This is a genomic window from Leptospira hartskeerlii, assembly GCF_002811475.1.
Lineage (GTDB): Bacteria > Spirochaetota > Leptospiria > Leptospirales > Leptospiraceae > Leptospira_B > Leptospira_B hartskeerlii.
Map to the genome: position 1 here is coordinate 198,417 of NZ_NPDL01000006.1, position 16,846 is coordinate 215,262.

A 16,846-nucleotide genomic window follows, 5' to 3' on the forward strand; every position below is an offset into this window, starting at 1 on the left:
CACATTAGGCTAAAGATTACTTACAGCCTTGTAATTCTCCCATTTTAGGATTTTCTCTACCGTTCACGTAATATTTTTTACCCTGAGCCGTTGTCCAACAATCGTTTTTTTGGTTTGTCCCAGGCATAATCGGCCCTTGTCCAATCTTTGCTCCAGACTCGTCATACTCGACCGCAGTTCCGTTTGCCGAAATTTCGAAGGACTTCTTGCCGTTTTTATAATATGCAAACGGGAAATCAGGTTTGTATTTTGCCTTCAGTTCGTCAGTTTTTTCGTCCATGAGTAGAAGGTCGAAAAGAAGTTTTCCTTTTCCAACGATTGTTCCGTCCTTATCGTATACTTCTGCGGAACTCATCATCATTTCGTTCATCATGGTTCCTTTATACGCAGGATTTCCGGTGCTCCAATAAAAGGTCCAATCTCCCTTACGAGTATGATCTCTCTGCCCTTCCGCAAATACCTTTCCGTTTTTATAATATTCTTTCCAAGCGCCTATTCTGAGAGATTTCTTATCCGCACCCGCGCCCTTCGGAGCGTAGTTACCTTCGGACTGAGGAGACCCGTTGTCGTAATAGTTTTTCCAATAACCCGTTTTTAGATCGTCCGAATTATTTCCTTCTGAAGAGACAGTGTTCCCATCTTTATGATAATTCGTTTCTTTACCGCTTTTCTTGCCGTCTTTGAATTCGATTACGGATTTTTTAGCTCCGTCTTCGTTATAATAATCTTTCCAAGTTCCGACTTTTTTATCGTCTGCGTAAGTACCTTCGTCGCTTAAGATCCCTTTGTCTGTTTTAGACCAGTATGGTCCATTCTTCTTGTCGGCTTTGTAGATTGTGCTTTCAAGTTGGGTTCCATCTTTCGCGAGTTTTTTATCTTCACCTTCTTTTACACCGGCAACATAAGGAGTTTCTCTTAAAGTTTCTCCTGTTTCGTATAATGTTTTCCAGATCCCTTCTCTTTTATCATCTTTGTAGTCACCTACGCGGACCAGAACGGAGAATTTATTTTTCTGAAGATCTTCCTTTTCTACATATTCTTTCCAAGAACCGTTACGTTTCAGTTTTTTGATCTGATCGGGAGTTAACGCGCTAGCTTGGTCCGGAGTACAGGGCTTACCGGAACAGTCCAAGTTAACCGGACCTTCTGCCTTTAAATTGAATGTTTCTTTGAATTTTTCTACTCTGATATTCGGTTCTAAAATTTGGAACTCGACATTCTTGCCCTTGTTCTCAACGACACTCGCCGAAGAACATCCGATCAAAAGAGAAATTGAAACCGCTGTGGAGATAATTTTTTTCATGGGTTCGCCTTTTGGGGAAAATCTAACGAAGCAAAATTAAGGCAGACAATCCTTCTCGTCAACCTCCTTTCCCCGGCGAAATATGTAGAATGAAAGGCGGATTACTCTCCTGGATATCTCATTCTTAAAAAGCGTAAGAACGGACGGTAACAGTCCACTGCCATATGACCACTGTCCGCAAAAGTATTGCACTCGTAGTCGGATGCTTCCGCCATATCTATAATGGGAATACCGACCCTTTGGTTAATTGGGCGAATTCTTTCCCACCAAGGAGCGGGGATATTCAATTCTTTTAGAAGGTTTTCCAAAGGAAGAGAAACTTCAGGGCGAACCACAAGGGTAGGAACTCCTTCTTCTTTCACTCTATCCAGGATCTTTTCGTAAAAGGAAAATTGCATTTCGGAAGGAGAATATTTAGGATAGATCCAGCCAATCGTACGGATAGAACTTGCTTCCAGTTTGCCGTAATCCTTCTCCATAAAACCGCCAGCAGGAGAGATTGCATTTCCCTTATCCCTTTGTAGAGATTCTATAGTCAGTTTTTTGATCAGGTCGGCTTGCGCGAATTTTTTATTGGTAAGATGAGAATACACATTTGTGAGGTAAGGTTTATTCTTACTTACTCCGAAAAAATAATTCGCCAGATAATAATTCACATTTTCCTTACCTAGGTCCCAGGCATTGGAAAGAACGAATCTAAGATCGAAACTATTTGCTAAATTCGATTTTTTGAATGTAGTGCTGTTTGCGTTGAACTGAAAAGGATCCGCTTCTAAAACTAGAAAGTCAGGTTTTACACCTGCTTCGAATAATCTTTCCAAAAAGTAGAGATAGTATGCGGGAGTGGTTACCGCAGAAGAAAGATTATAAACTTCCCAGTCAGGATAGAAGTCCAGGATCTCTTCGTTCTTGAAGTATAACATCCTGGAAGAGCCCATGAGGAGTACCAACTTTTTGTTGGACTTATTCTCGGCATTCTTTCCGAATTTGGAGATCATCTCTTTCAAGAGATCCTGCTTAACGTCGTAATAAATATAAGTTAATTCTACTTTTACGTAGTCTCTGACCTTATCCAAAAAGAAAATTTTATCTAGAGCGAATATGAATATAAAAAGAAGTACTGGATAGAATAGAAAAGGATGGGTGAAAAAATTAATTTTTTCTTTTGATTGGAGTTCGTTCTCGGACACGGACTCAAGACTCCCCGGCTGACCGGGGATGTCAATAGATTATATCAAGCAGTTGCGAGAGTTTCGGTAGCTCTGCGGCGTTTTTGAAGATCTGCCAACCATTCTTCGGTTGTTTTACAGTATCCTACCAAACGTTTTACATGCCTACGACGCTCAGGATCCAAGATCTCTCTCGCTTCGCGAACGATCTCTTCTACTATTTTGATATGAAAGGAAAAGTGACTGGTGAATAAGTTAAAGTATTCTTTGTCCGTGGTGAGCCAATCTTTGGATTGGATCTCATTTAAGAAGTCTTCCATCTTAGAGATATCTGAATCGAATTCGGAATCGTACGGTGAGTTTAAAATCGAAATCGTATCTGTGATATCCGTAAGACTTTGAAAATAAGAGTCTAGTTCTGGAAAGTTCACTGTATACCGCCTTGAAAAGCAGCTCGCGATCTTGGCCTCTATATGAAGAGAAAGACCGCGAACACCCTATGATCGGGGGCTCTAATGCCATCTTTTTTTAGGGACCCGAGAGTTCAAGTGGAAAACAAAAACACAATCCGACACTAAAGAGATATTTTAGTTCTTCCTGAGGTACTGTAGTAAATGCATACTTTCCTCATCCCAGCCTTCAGAAGCGGCTTCGATCCAATGATCGAATTTTTCTCCCAATGGGTATCCTGAGTTGGTGAGCTTAAGAAGAGTAGAATCTCCGTCTTTTTCAAACTCTAGTTTGAGTTCTATATCACCTGCCGGATGATCCTGCCATTGAAGTATCAACTCTTGGAAAGGAACGATCTTTTTGTAAATGCCTGTAGAAGTAAGTTCTCCTTCGGGACCTAAATTCCAGGTCCAGGAAAAAGTGCCGCCTAGTTTAGGGCGACCGGTTACTTTATCCGCCAACCAATGAATCAACTCTTCGTTGACAGTGACAGCACTCCAAACTTTTTCCAAAGGAAAATCATATTTAAATTCTTTAATAATACTTCTAGTTTCCATATAGACTTCAGTCCTTTAATGAAAGTCCTTATAAAGTTTTTTATATAATACTTTTTCTAAAAACGAAGGAGAAATATTCCTCATCCATTTCATGAAAAATCCGCTTTTGTCCATTACCACAAGTCTTGATTTCGGATCTTCGATAGAACGGATCATTTTCTCGGCAACTTCTTCCGGAGTTTTACTTTTACCTGAATAATGGGATTCTCCCAATATCTGGCCATCCCCGTCTATACCGTTTGCTCTTAGTTTCGTTTTGGTATAAGGAGGACAGAATATTATAAATCGAAGACCTTCTTCCGAAAGTTCGATACGTGCGGCTTCCATAACGGCGTGTAACGCGGATTTGGAAGAAGAATAAGCGCTTCTAGCAGGGACCCCATATAGTCCGCTGACAGTTGAAGTGACCATGACTGCTCCTTTATTCTTTTTTAGAAAAGGAAGAAGCCTTATTGTTAGAAATACAGGACCGAAAAAGTTCACGTCAAACGTTTTACGGAATGCTTCTATCTGAGTTTGGTCAAATCTAGAATGAGCGGTTATACCTGCGTTATTAAAAAGAACGTCAATGCCATCCGTGAGTTTTGCCAACTTAGCGACCGCTTTGTTGATCTCTTTTTCCGAAGAAAGGTCTGCCTGAATATGGAAAATTTGCGCAGACCGCTTTTCCTTCTTCTTAGAAATTTTGCGAACCAACTCAGGTTCCGTTCTGGAAAGATTGATAATCTTGCAAGGAATCTTAGACAAACTTTCCAGCAAAGCCTCTCCAATACCGGAAGAGCCTCCGGTAATTACGATTGTCTTGCCTTTCCAGAGATCAGTTTGCATCAGGCTTATTCTTTTATTATGTACGACCTATTCAAGGATTATTTTCGGCTTTAATTCTGCGCAGAAGTTCCGGCGGAGTTGGATTCAATCTCATCCTGGATCAATCTTGCCTCTGCACGAAATGTAATATAAGACCAAACCCAAGTGATGAAGATGGAGATCTTATTCTTAAATCCAACCTGATAGAATATGTGGATAAAAAGCCAAACTACCCAGCCGAAAAATCCTCTCAATCTAAGATTACCTACCTGTGCAACTGCGTCTTGTCTTCCGATAGTCGCCATACTTCCCTTATCCAGATAACGGAAAGGTTTTCTTTTTTTAGATTTCAGATCTCCTCGAATGAGAGAAGCAACATATCTTCCCTGTTGCATCGCAACTGGAGAAACACCAGGCAAAGGTTTTTCCATACCTTTGGAATAATTCGCGATATCGCCTATTACAAAAACCTCAGGATGTCCTTCCACATTGCAGAACTCATCCACCATCACTCTTCCCATTCTATCCGTAGGAACTCCTAAAGTCGCTCCGATCGCATTTGCCTGAACTCCTGCGGCCCAAATCACGGTAGAAGAAGGAATTGTTCTACCTTCAATCTTCACTCCATTCTGGTCTATTTCAAGAACCTTGGTTCCGGTCAGGACTTCTACTCCCCTCTTCTCCAAACGGATCTTTGCAAACTCACTTAACTTTGGTGCAAATGCAGCAAGAAGTCTTGGAGAAGCTTCAATCAAAGTGATCTTTGCTAAAGCAGGATCGATCGTATGGAATTCGTTTCTCACTATCTCATGAGAAAGTTCTGCGATGGAACCCGCTAATTCCACACCTGTAGGACCTCCGCCGATGATTACATAATTCAAATGTTTTTTGGCGAGTTCAGGATCTCCTGCAAGCTCTGCCTGTTCGAAAGAAGTTAAAATTTTAGTTCGGATAGCAAGCGCGTCCTTCAGAGATTTTAATCCGATAGAATATTTTTTCCAATGATCGTTCCCAAAATATCCCGATTTAGCCCCTGCCGCCAATATTAGATAATCATAATCTTCTGAATGACCCTGGAAGATGACCTTTTTAGCCTGGATGTCGACCTTCTCCACTTCTCCTAAATAGACCGTCACATTCTCTTTATCACCGATAAGAGATCTAGTAGGGATTGCAATATCTGCCGGGCTCAAAACCGCGGTGGCTACTTGGTATAATAAAGGTTGGAACAAATGGTGATTTTTTTTATCGATAGCGACGATTTCCAAGTCTTCTTCTTTGGACATTTTTTTGATCGCCTGCAATCCCCCGAAACCTACTCCGATTACTACTACTTTCTTTTTTTCACCCTTAGGCATTCTTTACTCCATTTTTACTCAAGACATATTCCAGAAATCCTTCCGAAGCTTCGAAAACGATTTGGTGGACTTCTTCGAAGTCCTTTAAAGTTCCATAATATGGATCAGGAACCTCGGAATCTTTTCCTTGGCCCTTTTGGAACTTTCTGAACAAATGAATTTTTTTTCTTTCTTCTTCATTCGAAGCGAGTGCCCCCAAATCCTTATTATTGGATCTGTCCATCGCCAGAATAAAATCATAATATTCAAAATCGGATCTTTTAAATTGTCTCGCCTTATGAGTGAGCTCTATTCCCTTTTTGCGGGCTGTCTGTCTGGTCCTGGGATCGGCTAATTCTCCGATATGATACCGAGATGTACCGCAGGAATCCACTTCGAAGAGGGAAGAAAGTCCTCTCTTTTCCAATAGATCCACGAATGCGCCTTCTGCAGCAGGAGATCTGCAGATATTTCCCAAGCATACGAAGAGAACTCTGTAGATATTCGAAGAGTCTGGAGTTCCTACCATATCCAAAAACCTTTATTTAGGCCCGATCTTCTCCCATATGAATTCAGGAAGCGATCTCATCAAAACCCCGATCATCGCCCAAGGGAACCAAGGCACAGTAGCTGATCGAACTCCTGATTCTATCCTATTGTAAATTTTTTTAGCGCCTTTTTCTGCGGAAACAAGAAAAGGACGGGACTTCAACTTTTGATTGATTGGAGTATCAATGAAGCCCGGATGAATGACAGTAACCTTCACACCGAATTGTCTAACTTCTCCCCTTAACGCTTCCAAATAAGTAGAAACTGCGGCCTTAGAAGTAGAATAACTTGCTGAGCCGGGAAGACCTCTAAACGAAGCAACCGAAGAAATCCCTACGATCTGTCCTTTTTTCTGATCTCTAAAGATCGGTTGTAAAGCGGAGATGCCTGCCATAAGCCCGATTAAATTTGTATCGATTACCTTCTTATCCGCTTCGAAACTTTTTTGGCCGAAAGAAGAGTTGGTAGAAATTCCGGCGTTCGCAATGAATAGGTCCACTCCACCAAGTTCTTTAGCAAGTTTAGGAAGCACTTTAAAATTATCCGCTGATTCTGAAACATCTAAGGACGCCAAGATCACCTTGCCTCCTTTATTAAAGGAGCGGATCTCTTTTGCGATATCCTCTAAAACATTTTTTCTTCTAGAAGTGATCGCCAGATCATGACCTTCCTTTCCGTATAAAAGAGCAAGTTCTCTGCCTATACCGGAGCTAGCTCCAGTGATAATAATTTTTTTCTTATTAGGACCTTTGGACATATGAAACCGCCAAGTAATTCATTAAATTGGTTTACCCATAAGGTGGAAAAGAATTATTTTACCAGTATCCGATAACAAACCCGAAAGTTAGGAGTTCCTACCAAGGACTCAAACCCGCTACCGAACCAAAATGCGAAATCTACAAGACGAACTAAAAGAAAAAGATGAGGAAATCCAAAAGCTCAAGGAATTATTGGAGCTCTACGAAAGAGTGTCTAAGCTTGGAGAAGTAGAATTACTCACAGCCGAACAGACCCTTACCGCCCACGAAACCACAGCAAATCTAGCCAGAAACGAACTCATAGAAATGAGAGACAGGTTTAAGGGCCTGGGGCAAATCGATTCCGAACGAAAAACTGCAATCTTAGAGATCGTAAACGATAAAGAAGCACCTCTCCCTAGCCTCGCGAGTAAATTCGAAGAGATGGGAAAGAAGGACGATTATTTCTATTCGGACTTCTTCAGAATTATCGCAAACTTAGATCTACCTGAATCGGAAGCCAGATCCCTTTGGAAAGAGATCTACGCACACGCAGAGAACTTGAGCAAACAATTGGGCAGAAGTATGAACTTCGTAGTCGCACTTTTAGATTATATTTACCTAAAGAATAGACTGATAGAAAACCCGAAGATCGTAGACATCTATTCTTTTGAAGAGATCATCCTAAACGCAGTCATAGACGAAGGGACAGGGATCTATAATAGAAGATATTTCAACCTGGTCCTAAACAAAGAGATTACCAGAAGTAAAAGATATAAAAGAAGTTTCTGCTTATTCCTATTCGACCTGGACAATTTTAAGAAGATCAACGATACAAAAGGACATTCTTTCGGGGATGATATCCTAAAACTGGTGGCTGGAACTCTGATGTATGCGTTTAGAACGGAGGACATCAGCTGTAGGGTCGGGGGAGAAGAATTTGCGGTCATTCTTCCGGAAACCACTAAAGAAAACGCAAGAGTGGCTATCGAAAGATTCAGGACTTATTTAAGAAATTCCTCCAAAAACGATTTCGGGATAGAAGTCACAGTATCCGGAGGAGTTGCAGAATATCCAGGAGATGCAGACGAAAGCAATAGGCTATATTCGTTCACAGACGCAAAGTTATACGAAGCAAAAGCGGCCGGCAAAGACCGCATTACGTATACCTGATCATTTATCGTCTATCTGATATTCTATCTCTTTCGTAGTAATTTCGTTCAACTTAGAGATCAAAAGTTCGTTCGTATTCGCCAAGCGGTCCGCTAAAATCCTCACCATTTTTGCCGCAAACTCTGGGTTCGCAAGAAGGTATCTTTCCAATTGTTGTTTGGATTCCACAGCGACCATTTCAGTATCCATTACCGCTCTCGCAGTTGCAGTTCTAGGCTTTGCTCTAAACAAAGCCATCTCACCGAAAAAATCTCCCTTCTTCATCAAAGCTAAACGAGTGGCTGAGTTTTTATGAGTAAAAAATATTTCAACAGTTCCAGAGGTGATGATATACATCGAGTTATTCAACTCTCCTTCTCTGAAAATGATTTGGCCGGCCTGGATATTAATTTTATTCATGAATTCCTATCTGACTTGGAAACATTTCGTTTTCCACTTAAAGCCCAATTCCTTAGGCCCTCAGGATATATCATCGGGTCAGAAAAGACAATCTTTGAGCCAATTCCTGAAGTGAAGGAACTCCCCTCCCCTGCTCAATTTTACGAGCAAGGCAGTGCAGTTAATCGGCCGTAATTATGTCACATTAAGACATTCCGTTCTTAAATCTGGGATCCTGGACCACGCCAGACTCGCGAATTTCCGATAAAGCCTCCGCATAAGCCAATAAGATCTTCAGAGCAAATGTGCTTCTTTCTCTGATAAAACTATCTTCGGGAGAAACAGGCTCTACTCCATTAATTAGATGTTCCACATCTCTAAAGATCAACTGTTCCGGAATATAACAAATCTTGGTATTTTTATAACTACTTGCTCTCATTTCATTGATCGGAAAAGCGCCGCCTCTACCAGAAGAAACAGAAACGAGAAGTCCTGGCTTATGGCCCAGCTGGACCAATCCCGCATGAAGGAAGAAATTTTTAATGGCAGGACTTGCCATGCCGCCATACTCGGGAGTGATAACAACAAAACCTTCCGAACTTTTTAAATTTTCATCGATAGGTTTCCAAAGATCCGTCCAGAGCTTATCGTCGCTTGTCTGAGTAGAATCATAGATGGGAAGAGGATTTTTTCCTAAGTCCAAGGTCCAAGTTTCTACGGACATTTCTTTTAATTTAGAATTTAAGAATTCGCCTACTTTAGAGGATTGAGATACTTTTTGTTGGGAGCCGACTATGATTCCGATTTTCATTCTATTCCTTTATTAGAAACCCGAGCGATTATAAAAAGTCTGCTCGAACTGTCTCATGAGAACAGGATCAAGAGCCTCGACTTTTCTCCAACGAGAAAAAAAATGTCTTAGCGCAATCCGTACTTTTTCTTTAGGTTAGAAAGTTCTCTCAGGAAAGATTCTCTATTCTTAACAGTCAGAGGTTTCAGGTCTAGGGTGACCCTTTCTCCCGGTTTGCGGGGTGAAATCGTTTCACCCCCCCTTCCTTCTTTCTTTTTCAGGAGGGTTTCAAGATTTTTAACAGAAAGATCACTTCCACTTTTGAGCAATTCCGAAACTGATTTTTGATCCAACCTTGCAATAGAACTCAACTGTTTCACATATCTTTCGGTATAACCTAAGATCTTACCGACTTCTTCTGCCGTTTTTTTCCTTTCTTTTCTCAAGAACTGAATGGCGCGACCAACTTCCCAAGGATTCAAACTTTTGCGTTTTTCGTTCTCTGCCAAGGCGATCTCGTAACATCTGTCCTCGGAAGCTTCAGTCTCCACTACCGGAATGGATTTCCAACCGATCAATTTCGCGGCCTGAAATCTTCTTTCTCCCGCTACGATCTGAAACTTTTTACCTAATTTGCGGACAACGATCGGCTCTATGAGTCCTAAACGTTTCATAGACTCCACAAGATCGCTCACATCTTCTTTTCCGAAGACCCTAGGCTGCTCCGGATTAGTAATAATATCAGAAAGAAGGATTTCTTTTTTAAGGGACTCGTCCCCGCCGAAAGCTGTTAATAAATCCAACCCCGCAAAATCAGATCTTTTTGCCATTTGCTCTCCTCATCACTTCTTCCGCCAAAGTAGAAAACATCTGCATCGCTTTAGGATCATATTCGGATAAAAGTTTACGTTTTGCTTGGGACTGAGGGATCGCCTCTCTTCTATACACAACAGAATCGAATACCGGGAAATACTTCCTAACAGTTTCAGCAAGACCCGAAAGCGCCCTTGAGTCCTCATACTGGTTTAACACTGCGCCCAAAAGTCCAAGCCCGGGATTTGCTTTTTTTCGGATCTTCTCAATTGTACCATGAAGATCTTTCAGACCTTGAACACTAAAAGCACGAGTCTGGATCGGGACTAACACAAGATCCGCCGCGATCAAAGCATTCTCTAAGATCAAACCAAGAGAAGGAGGACAATCTATAATAATATATTCATAAGAAGAACGGATCGGCAATAGAGCTTCTTTCAAAAGATCAAAATCGTCCCTCTCGTACGGAGTAGTAAAATTCGCCAAATGAATGGAAGAAGGAACCAGATCCAAACCAGGAGCCAGGTTCACAATAATTTCGGAAATATCTACTTTGGATTCTTCCTTATAACCCAGACTATGAAAAACCGATTTGTCTGCCTGCCCAACATACAACTGTGTGATATTTGCCTGAGCATCCCAATCCAGTAATAAAACTTTTTTGCCCGCCTTTGCCAATGCTTCCGCGAGACAGATGGAAACTGTAGTTTTACCTTCTCCACCTTTTTGATTGGAAACCGCAATGATCACGGACTCGTAGGAATGCTTTGTCTTTTTGGAGAAGTACTTATCCAAAACTTCCGTCTTGTACTTGCCCTTATTATCTTTGGGCAAGGACCATTTTTCTGCCTTCTCCAGAAACTCATCTTCCGAACTTAAAACGTATTCGGAGAGAACTTCTTCCACACTTAAAACTTTGGCTTTCACTTCAGACCTTGACCCTGATAATAGATCAACCGAACGATCTGATTTGTCAAGAAAACCTATGTCTCATATTAGCTTAAGAGCGAAAAAACCGAATTGAAACGATAGGGGAGGGGAAAATGCTAAGGTCTCTTCTCGGAAAAGGAATTCACAGGGGGATGAAATCATTTCACCCCTATTCTAGGATGAAATGAAAATTCAGATTCGAATTATAATCTTACTATTCTGCCTATTTGCCACGGCCAACCTACTCGCTCAAGAACCCGAATCTCCAAAAGAGATAAGACCGGAAATAAACCTCCCTGGAACTGCGGCACCCCAAACCAAATTTCAGTCAATTCTATCAGAGCTAATGACCAGAAGTTCCATTACGGGCCTATTTGGAGAAAATGGAGGCCAACATATTTTCGAATCGGGCACAAAGTTCCCGAATCTCTCCGGGCTGAAGGCTGGATCCAGGATCACTTATAATAGAGAATTTGAATACGGTGGAATTGGTTTAAAGCATTGGTGGGAAACCTGGGAGATCAATCTGGAATACAGAACCACTTTCAAAAACCAAAGGACCGGAGAGGGTAGGGACGAGGACTTCTTCCTGGGAAGTGTAAGCAGGGAGAAGGGGACAAAGATCGATTTCGCAAACGCAAGTTTTAACGATACACCTTATACATTCACAGGCACCCAAAACTTTGCGGACGGAAGAGGGAAATTGAAAATGAAAGACGATCGTGTCGGCTTCCTTGCCAGAAAATATTTCGGTGGAGCAAATCCTGATCCCAGAAAACCAGGCTCCGGTTTTTATCTTACCGGCGGAGCTTATTATACATTTTATAAATATTATCTATACGACGTGATGCAATGGATCGCAACTGCACCAGTCACTTATGGCCCGATCGGAATTGGGCTCAGTTATTCAATCTCCACTTGGGAAGTTCCATTCGGATTTGGTTATAGATATTCCAATGGGACCTGGATGCTAGAAGCAAGCCTTTCCGGAAATGTTTGGTATTCACATTTCCGGGATTATCATTATCAAAGAAATCTGAATTTCATCGGAGATTCTTCAGGCTTTGGTTTGGAAACGAATTTAGGGGCAGGATATATTCTACCCTCTTGGTTATTTTTCGCAAAATTAACAGAGCATAGATTGTACGGAGAAGGAAGCTTTCAGACCCAAGGCGGACTAAGTAGAGACGACGTCATTTCCAATTATTCGGGAAATTATAGAAACTATCTGAGTACTAAACAATATTCAGTCGAATTCCAAGTGAGCCATTTTTTATGAAAAATAAACTTTTACTGATCAACCTAGGCGGCCCCAGAAATGCCGAAGAAATTCCGAAATTCCTAAAAGACCTATTCGAAGATCCTTTGGTATTCGATCTCCCGCTCCCCGAATTTCTCAGGATCAGACTCGCTAGAAAAATTGCAGAGACCAGAGCTAAAAAAGTAGAAGAAACATACGCCTCCATGGGATTCGGAGGAGGCTCCCCTCTTGTCTCCGAAACTGAAAAACAAGCGGAAGGTTTGAAAAAACTTTTAGAAGAATCCGGAGAAAAATGGGAAGTTAAGACTGCAATGTGCTGCGGATATCCGGACATCAGAGAACTTCCTTCCGAATGGACTGATCCAAAAGAAGAAGTGATACTTCTTCCACTATTTCCTCATTTTTCAAGATCCACAGTTCTATCCACAGCAATGCTCATGGAAAAAAAGTTAGGATATTGCCCAGCTTCCAACCCACATTGGGTAAGACCATTCTCCGACAGAAAAGAATATTTGGAATCTATCCGAGACCTGATCCTGGATTTTTTCCAAGGCAAACTCACTGAGAAAGATTTTTTGCATATCAAACAAGAACAGATATCTGATTGGCAAAACTTGGATATAGTATTCAGTGCACATGGGATCCCTCTTCGCCTGATCAAAAAGGGTGACGTTTACACAAAAGAAATTGAAGAGAATGTAAATGCGCTCACTTCCCTCTTGAGAGAAAAAGGCTACCTAGGGCAAATACATTTATCCTACCAGAGTAGGGTAGGGCCAAGTAAATGGACAACTCCTAATACTCTAGACAAGATCCAAGAGTTAGGACAAAAAGGAACTAAAAGGATCGCAGTTTATCCGATCAGTTTTATCAGCGATCACTTAGAAACATTAGAAGAGATCGGAGTGCAGATTAGAGACCATGCATTCCAAAACGGAATTTCCGAATATCATAGAATCCCCGCACCAGGAACATATCCGGCATTCTTGGAGGCACTGGCAAAATTCGTATTCGAGGCAAAATATTCTGCTCAGAAAGACAGGTCTTTAAGTTGTATCTGCAAGGTTTCAGGCGGGTGGGATCCTAAAAAAGAGAAGATCGCTTGTGAATGTTATCTATAAGGACAAGATCTAAATTTTCTCCAAGTTCCTGTCCAATTTTCCAAAACTCAATTGATCTATAGATAGAAATCGACTTCTATAGGAGAGAAATATGGACGAATACTTGATATTAATGAGACTGGACCTGATCACAAAAGACGCTCAGCCTTCTCCGGAACAAATGCAAGTGTATATGAAAATGTATCAGGATTGGGTAGGAGGAATTGCCGCCCAAAATAAATTCGTTGGCGGAACTGGACTATCCACGGAAGGTAAGGTCATCAAATCAGGTCAGATCGTCACTGACGGGCCATTCGCAGAAACAAAGGAATCCATAGCAGGCTTTATTACGATTAAGGCTAAAAACTTTGAAGAAGCCGCCGATATCGCCAAAGGATGCCCCATTTTAAATGGACCGGGTAATAGCGTGGAAGTGAGAAAGATCGTAGGCGTAGACAATACACGTTAGCCGAAACACTATCCCTGTTTCAATTTTATGCAAAGTTCGGAGATATTACCTCATCTATTCAGAAATGAATACACAAAGATCGTTTCCGTTCTTTGCAAACATATAGGTTTCGAAAATATAGAAATCGCGGAAGAGATCGCAAGTGAAACATTCTTAACTGCGACTGAAACCTGGGGGATCAAAGGAAATCCGGAACACCCTACTGCCTGGTTGTATGCGGTGGCAAAGAATAAAGCCAAAAATTACCTACAAAGAAATTCGATCTTTCAAACAAAGATCCTTCCCGAACTTACCAAAACTCAAACTGAGAGCATTGAACCCGAAATTGATCTTTCCCCGGAAAATATATACGATAGTCAGCTTAGGATGATATTCGCAATATGCCATCCTTCTGTTTCTTCTGAGGCACAAGTGGGACTTTCCCTTAGGATCTTATGTGGATTCGGGATAGAAGAGATCGCCGATGCATTCTTAACCAACAAAGAAACGATCAATAAGAGACTATTCAGGGCTAAAGAAAGACTGAGGGAAGAAAAGATCGCAATCGAACTTCCGGCGCCAGAAGAGATAGAAGATCGATTGGATTCGGTGCTCTCTACTATCTATCTGCTCTTTAATGAGGGTTATTATTCTATCAGTCAGAACAAACCTTTACGCAAAGATCTCTGCATAGAGGCTATCCGTCTCTGCAGCATGCTTGTAGAAAATCAGATCACGAATAAACCTCAAGTCTATGCCCTTCTCGCATTGATGTGTTTTCATACTTCTAGATTTGAAGCAAGACAAGATGAGAATGGAGAACAAATCTTATACCAAGACCAGGACACAAATCTTTGGAATTATGATCTGATCAGAAAGGGAGAAATCTTTCTTAACAAAGCAGCAAGCGGCACCAAACTCACAAAATATCACTTGGAAGCAGGTATCGCATATTGGCATACACAGAAGGAAGATACAAAAGAAAAATGGGAAAATATTTTGCAGTTATACAATCGTCTACTTCAGCTACAATATTCTCCAATTGCAGCTTTGAATCGAACATACGCTCTTTCTAAAGCAAATGGAAAGAAAGAAGCGATCCTCGAAGCGGAAAAATTAGACCTGAAAGAAAACCATTTTTATTTTGCTCTTTTAGGAGAATTATATATAGATATAGATAGATCCAAGTCAGAAGGATATTTTCGCAAAGCTCTTTCGCTCGCAAAAACTTCTCAGGCAAAGATCAGTATCCAGAAAAAGATCGATCAATTTTCAAAATAAACAAATGTTTAAGACAAAGAATACAAAACATATCAGCGTTACCATTCCTGTTACCCAAAAGACAGCTTATGAATATCTTTCCGATCCTAAAAATTTTCCCGAATGGGCCTCCGGTTTATGTAAGTCCATTTCTCCCTTAGGAAACGGAGAATGGTCCATCGACTCTCCAATGGGCAAACTAACCGCTAAATTTACTGATAAAAACCAATACGGCATCTTGGATCATTATGTGATCTTTAATCCTGAAAATATTTCTTATAATCCGCTCAGGATCATAGAGAATGGAGAGGGGAGTGAGTTAATCTTCACATTATTCCAAACAGAAGGAATGACTCCCGAAAAATTCGAAGAGGATTCCAACTGGGTCAAAAAAGATCTGGAAGAACTTAAAGGAATCTTAATGAATAAATTTATAGGATAATCAAAGCGAAAAATCCGGATTATATAAAGAGAAGGCCCGCTCTAAAATGGACTTTAAACCGATCCCGCTCCTAAAATTCCCTTCTACTCGGATCTCAGGCGGCAGGACTCGATCCAAGTCTCGATTAAAAGCATGAAGTTGGGGTCCATACACCGGAAGTGCATCTTTCCAAACAGTTACATAATGATTCAAAGGGACTCCACTTTCAGAGAATAATTTTTTACGATCCTCTTCCACTATGGAAATAATCTCTTCTTCCGTTTTGGAAGAAATTTCTCTGTCTCCGGCCCCACCCATAATAAAAGTTTCTGAATGGATCCCGTCGGAGGTCCTACCGGAGAATATAAAATCGTTAAATAAAATCCCTCTAGATCTGATCCCCAATTCGGAAGAAAAACTTTTATGATCTTTAGGGAATAGCACTCCAAATCCTTTTTTTCCATTTAAGATGGAATCCTTTCCGAAGCGGGTCACACTTACGATAGGCAAAGTATCCAGCATTCCTTGGTAGGATTTAAATTCTTTATATTCCGATTTCAGGAGTTTCAAAGCGGTTCCGAGATTTGTCGCGATCGTAATCTTGGATTTAGGATAAGTCGCTCTTAATTCTTTTAAACTAGAAATATCCTGATTGTATTTGATCTTTCCTTGAGAAGAAACTCTTGCCTCTAAAGCTCCGAGCAAGGTCCCGATACCGCCTCTAAAACTTACAGTTCCTCTTCTTCCCGGAAGGAGTTTTGGTTTTCCTTTTTTGGAATTTCTAAGATGCAAAATGTTTTTCCAAAGAGGAGCCTGTTCCGGAAGAAATTTTCCGAGTACAAGTTCCGCAGACATCGCGTCCAGATCGCCCGCATATATTCCGCCTAACGCAGGCTCCACAATCTTGCTGAGAGTTTTTTCTCCCAACACTCTTTTGCCCCATTGATAAATGGATTCGCCAGGGAGAGGTTGTGCGGGCACAGTCAGCACGGAAAATGCCAGAGAGATTATTTCGAAGACAGAAAGGGGCATTCTTCTCATCTTTCCGTCGGAAAATATATAACGTTTTTTAGATGTAGGATTGGAGAATAAAATATCCAACCCTAAACGGGAGGCGAGGTTTTCCAACTCCCAGCAATTGATGATCCCATTTGCCGCCCTTTCTACGATCCCGTATTCCGTTCGCACGGAACGGATCAATCCGCCAGAACTTTCCCTTTTTTCCAGTACTAATACGGACTCACCCTTCTCTAAAGAAAGGAATGCATGCAGAAGGCCCGTAAAGCCTGCGCCAATTACTATATGATCCGGAACCCATTTCGCCACGGATACAAAGTAATCGGATGGAAACTATTGGCAATTA

19 protein-coding genes are annotated in these 16,846 nt (G+C 41.2%); 6 read left to right on the forward strand and 13 right to left on the reverse strand.

The features are described from left to right. Positions 1–16: 16 nt before the first annotated feature. From CH352_RS12735 to CH352_RS12770, 8 genes are all read right to left on the reverse strand, one after another. Entirely contained in the window at positions 17–1,303 is a 1,287-nt protein-coding gene (locus CH352_RS12735) for an LIC20035 family adhesin (RefSeq protein ID WP_100707421.1), read from the reverse strand. Positions 1,304–1,404: 101 nt separating this feature from the next. Next, positions 1,405–2,493 carry a DUF1574 domain-containing protein gene (locus CH352_RS12740; protein WP_100707420.1) on the reverse strand — a complete coding sequence of 363 codons (1,089 nt, stop codon included), beginning with the start codon at positions 2,491–2,493 and terminating at the stop codon, positions 1,405–1,407. A 44-nt stretch (positions 2,494–2,537) separates the two neighbouring features. Then, positions 2,538–2,903: a PLU-1-like domain protein gene (locus CH352_RS12745; protein ID WP_100707419.1), complete on the reverse strand. Its 366-nt coding sequence runs from the start codon at positions 2,901–2,903 to the stop codon at positions 2,538–2,540. Positions 2,904–3,059: 156 nt separating this feature from the next. Beyond that, positions 3,060–3,479, reverse strand: coding sequence for an SRPBCC family protein (locus tag CH352_RS12750; RefSeq protein WP_100707418.1), 420 nt, complete (start codon positions 3,477–3,479; stop codon positions 3,060–3,062). A gap of 15 nt (positions 3,480–3,494) precedes the next feature. Continuing rightward, complete coding sequence (locus CH352_RS12755) at positions 3,495–4,307, reverse strand: SDR family oxidoreductase (RefSeq protein WP_100707417.1); 813 nt, start codon at positions 4,305–4,307, stop codon at positions 3,495–3,497. Between the two features lie 50 nt (positions 4,308–4,357). Further along, positions 4,358–5,644 (reverse strand): NAD(P)/FAD-dependent oxidoreductase, encoded by a 1,287-nt coding sequence (locus CH352_RS12760; RefSeq protein WP_100707416.1) that lies wholly within the window; start codon positions 5,642–5,644, stop codon positions 4,358–4,360. Beyond that, positions 5,637–6,152, reverse strand: coding sequence for a low molecular weight protein-tyrosine-phosphatase (locus CH352_RS12765; protein ID WP_100707415.1), 516 nt, complete (start codon positions 6,150–6,152; stop codon positions 5,637–5,639). The genes CH352_RS12760 and CH352_RS12765 overlap by 8 nt, the downstream gene beginning before the upstream one ends. 12 nt (positions 6,153–6,164) lie before the next feature. Continuing rightward, on the reverse strand, positions 6,165–6,929 hold the full coding sequence (locus CH352_RS12770; protein WP_100707414.1) for an SDR family NAD(P)-dependent oxidoreductase: 765 nt from the start codon (positions 6,927–6,929) through the stop codon (positions 6,165–6,167). A gap of 130 nt (positions 6,930–7,059) precedes the next feature. Here CH352_RS12770 and CH352_RS12775 point away from each other — a divergent pair, with 130 nt between their 5' ends. Further along, positions 7,060–8,082 (forward strand): GGDEF domain-containing protein, encoded by a 1,023-nt coding sequence (locus CH352_RS12775; protein WP_100707413.1) that lies wholly within the window; start codon positions 7,060–7,062, stop codon positions 8,080–8,082. On the opposite strand, the gene CH352_RS12780 is transcribed toward CH352_RS12775, so the two are convergent. The 4 genes from CH352_RS12780 to CH352_RS12795 all read right to left on the reverse strand — a co-directional run bounded on the left by CH352_RS12780 (position 8,083) and on the right by CH352_RS12795 (position 10,990). Next, positions 8,083–8,481: a cyclic nucleotide-binding domain-containing protein gene (locus CH352_RS12780; RefSeq protein WP_008589074.1), complete on the reverse strand. Its 399-nt coding sequence runs from the start codon at positions 8,479–8,481 to the stop codon at positions 8,083–8,085. A 184-nt stretch (positions 8,482–8,665) separates the two neighbouring features. After that, positions 8,666–9,271: an NADPH-dependent FMN reductase gene (locus CH352_RS12785; protein ID WP_100707412.1), complete on the reverse strand. Its 606-nt coding sequence runs from the start codon at positions 9,269–9,271 to the stop codon at positions 8,666–8,668. A 107-nt stretch (positions 9,272–9,378) separates the two neighbouring features. Then, positions 9,379–10,080 carry a ParB/RepB/Spo0J family partition protein gene (locus tag CH352_RS12790; protein ID WP_100707411.1) on the reverse strand — a complete coding sequence of 234 codons (702 nt, stop codon included), beginning with the start codon at positions 10,078–10,080 and terminating at the stop codon, positions 9,379–9,381. Further along, positions 10,064–10,990 (reverse strand): ParA family protein, encoded by a 927-nt coding sequence (locus tag CH352_RS12795; protein WP_100707410.1) that lies wholly within the window; start codon positions 10,988–10,990, stop codon positions 10,064–10,066. The genes CH352_RS12790 and CH352_RS12795 overlap by 17 nt, the downstream gene beginning before the upstream one ends. Positions 10,991–11,177: 187 nt before the next feature. On the opposite strand from CH352_RS12795, the gene CH352_RS12800 reads away from it, so the two are divergent. The 5 genes from CH352_RS12800 to CH352_RS12820 all read left to right on the forward strand — a co-directional run bounded on the left by CH352_RS12800 (position 11,178) and on the right by CH352_RS12820 (position 15,504). After that, positions 11,178–12,272 carry a putative porin gene (locus CH352_RS12800; protein WP_100707409.1) on the forward strand — a complete coding sequence of 365 codons (1,095 nt, stop codon included), beginning with the start codon at positions 11,178–11,180 and terminating at the stop codon, positions 12,270–12,272. Then, the gene (gene hemH / locus CH352_RS12805) at positions 12,269–13,375 is read left to right on the forward strand and encodes a ferrochelatase (RefSeq protein WP_100707408.1); all 1,107 of its coding nucleotides are present in this window, start codon (positions 12,269–12,271) and stop codon (positions 13,373–13,375) included. The genes CH352_RS12800 and hemH overlap by 4 nt, the downstream gene beginning before the upstream one ends. A 91-nt stretch (positions 13,376–13,466) precedes the next feature. After that, positions 13,467–13,823, forward strand: coding sequence for a YciI family protein (locus CH352_RS12810; protein ID WP_100707407.1), 357 nt, complete (start codon positions 13,467–13,469; stop codon positions 13,821–13,823). A 27-nt stretch (positions 13,824–13,850) separates the two neighbouring features. Beyond that, positions 13,851–15,083 carry an RNA polymerase sigma factor gene (locus CH352_RS12815; protein WP_100707406.1) on the forward strand — a complete coding sequence of 411 codons (1,233 nt, stop codon included), beginning with the start codon at positions 13,851–13,853 and terminating at the stop codon, positions 15,081–15,083. A gap of 4 nt (positions 15,084–15,087) precedes the next feature. Beyond that, positions 15,088–15,504: an SRPBCC family protein gene (locus tag CH352_RS12820; RefSeq protein WP_100707405.1), complete on the forward strand. Its 417-nt coding sequence runs from the start codon at positions 15,088–15,090 to the stop codon at positions 15,502–15,504. Here the strand turns inward: CH352_RS12820 and hemG are convergent, their stop codons facing one another. Next, positions 15,505–16,809: a protoporphyrinogen oxidase gene (hemG, locus tag CH352_RS12825; protein ID WP_100707404.1), complete on the reverse strand. Its 1,305-nt coding sequence runs from the start codon at positions 16,807–16,809 to the stop codon at positions 15,505–15,507. Positions 16,810–16,846 lie beyond the last annotated feature (37 nt).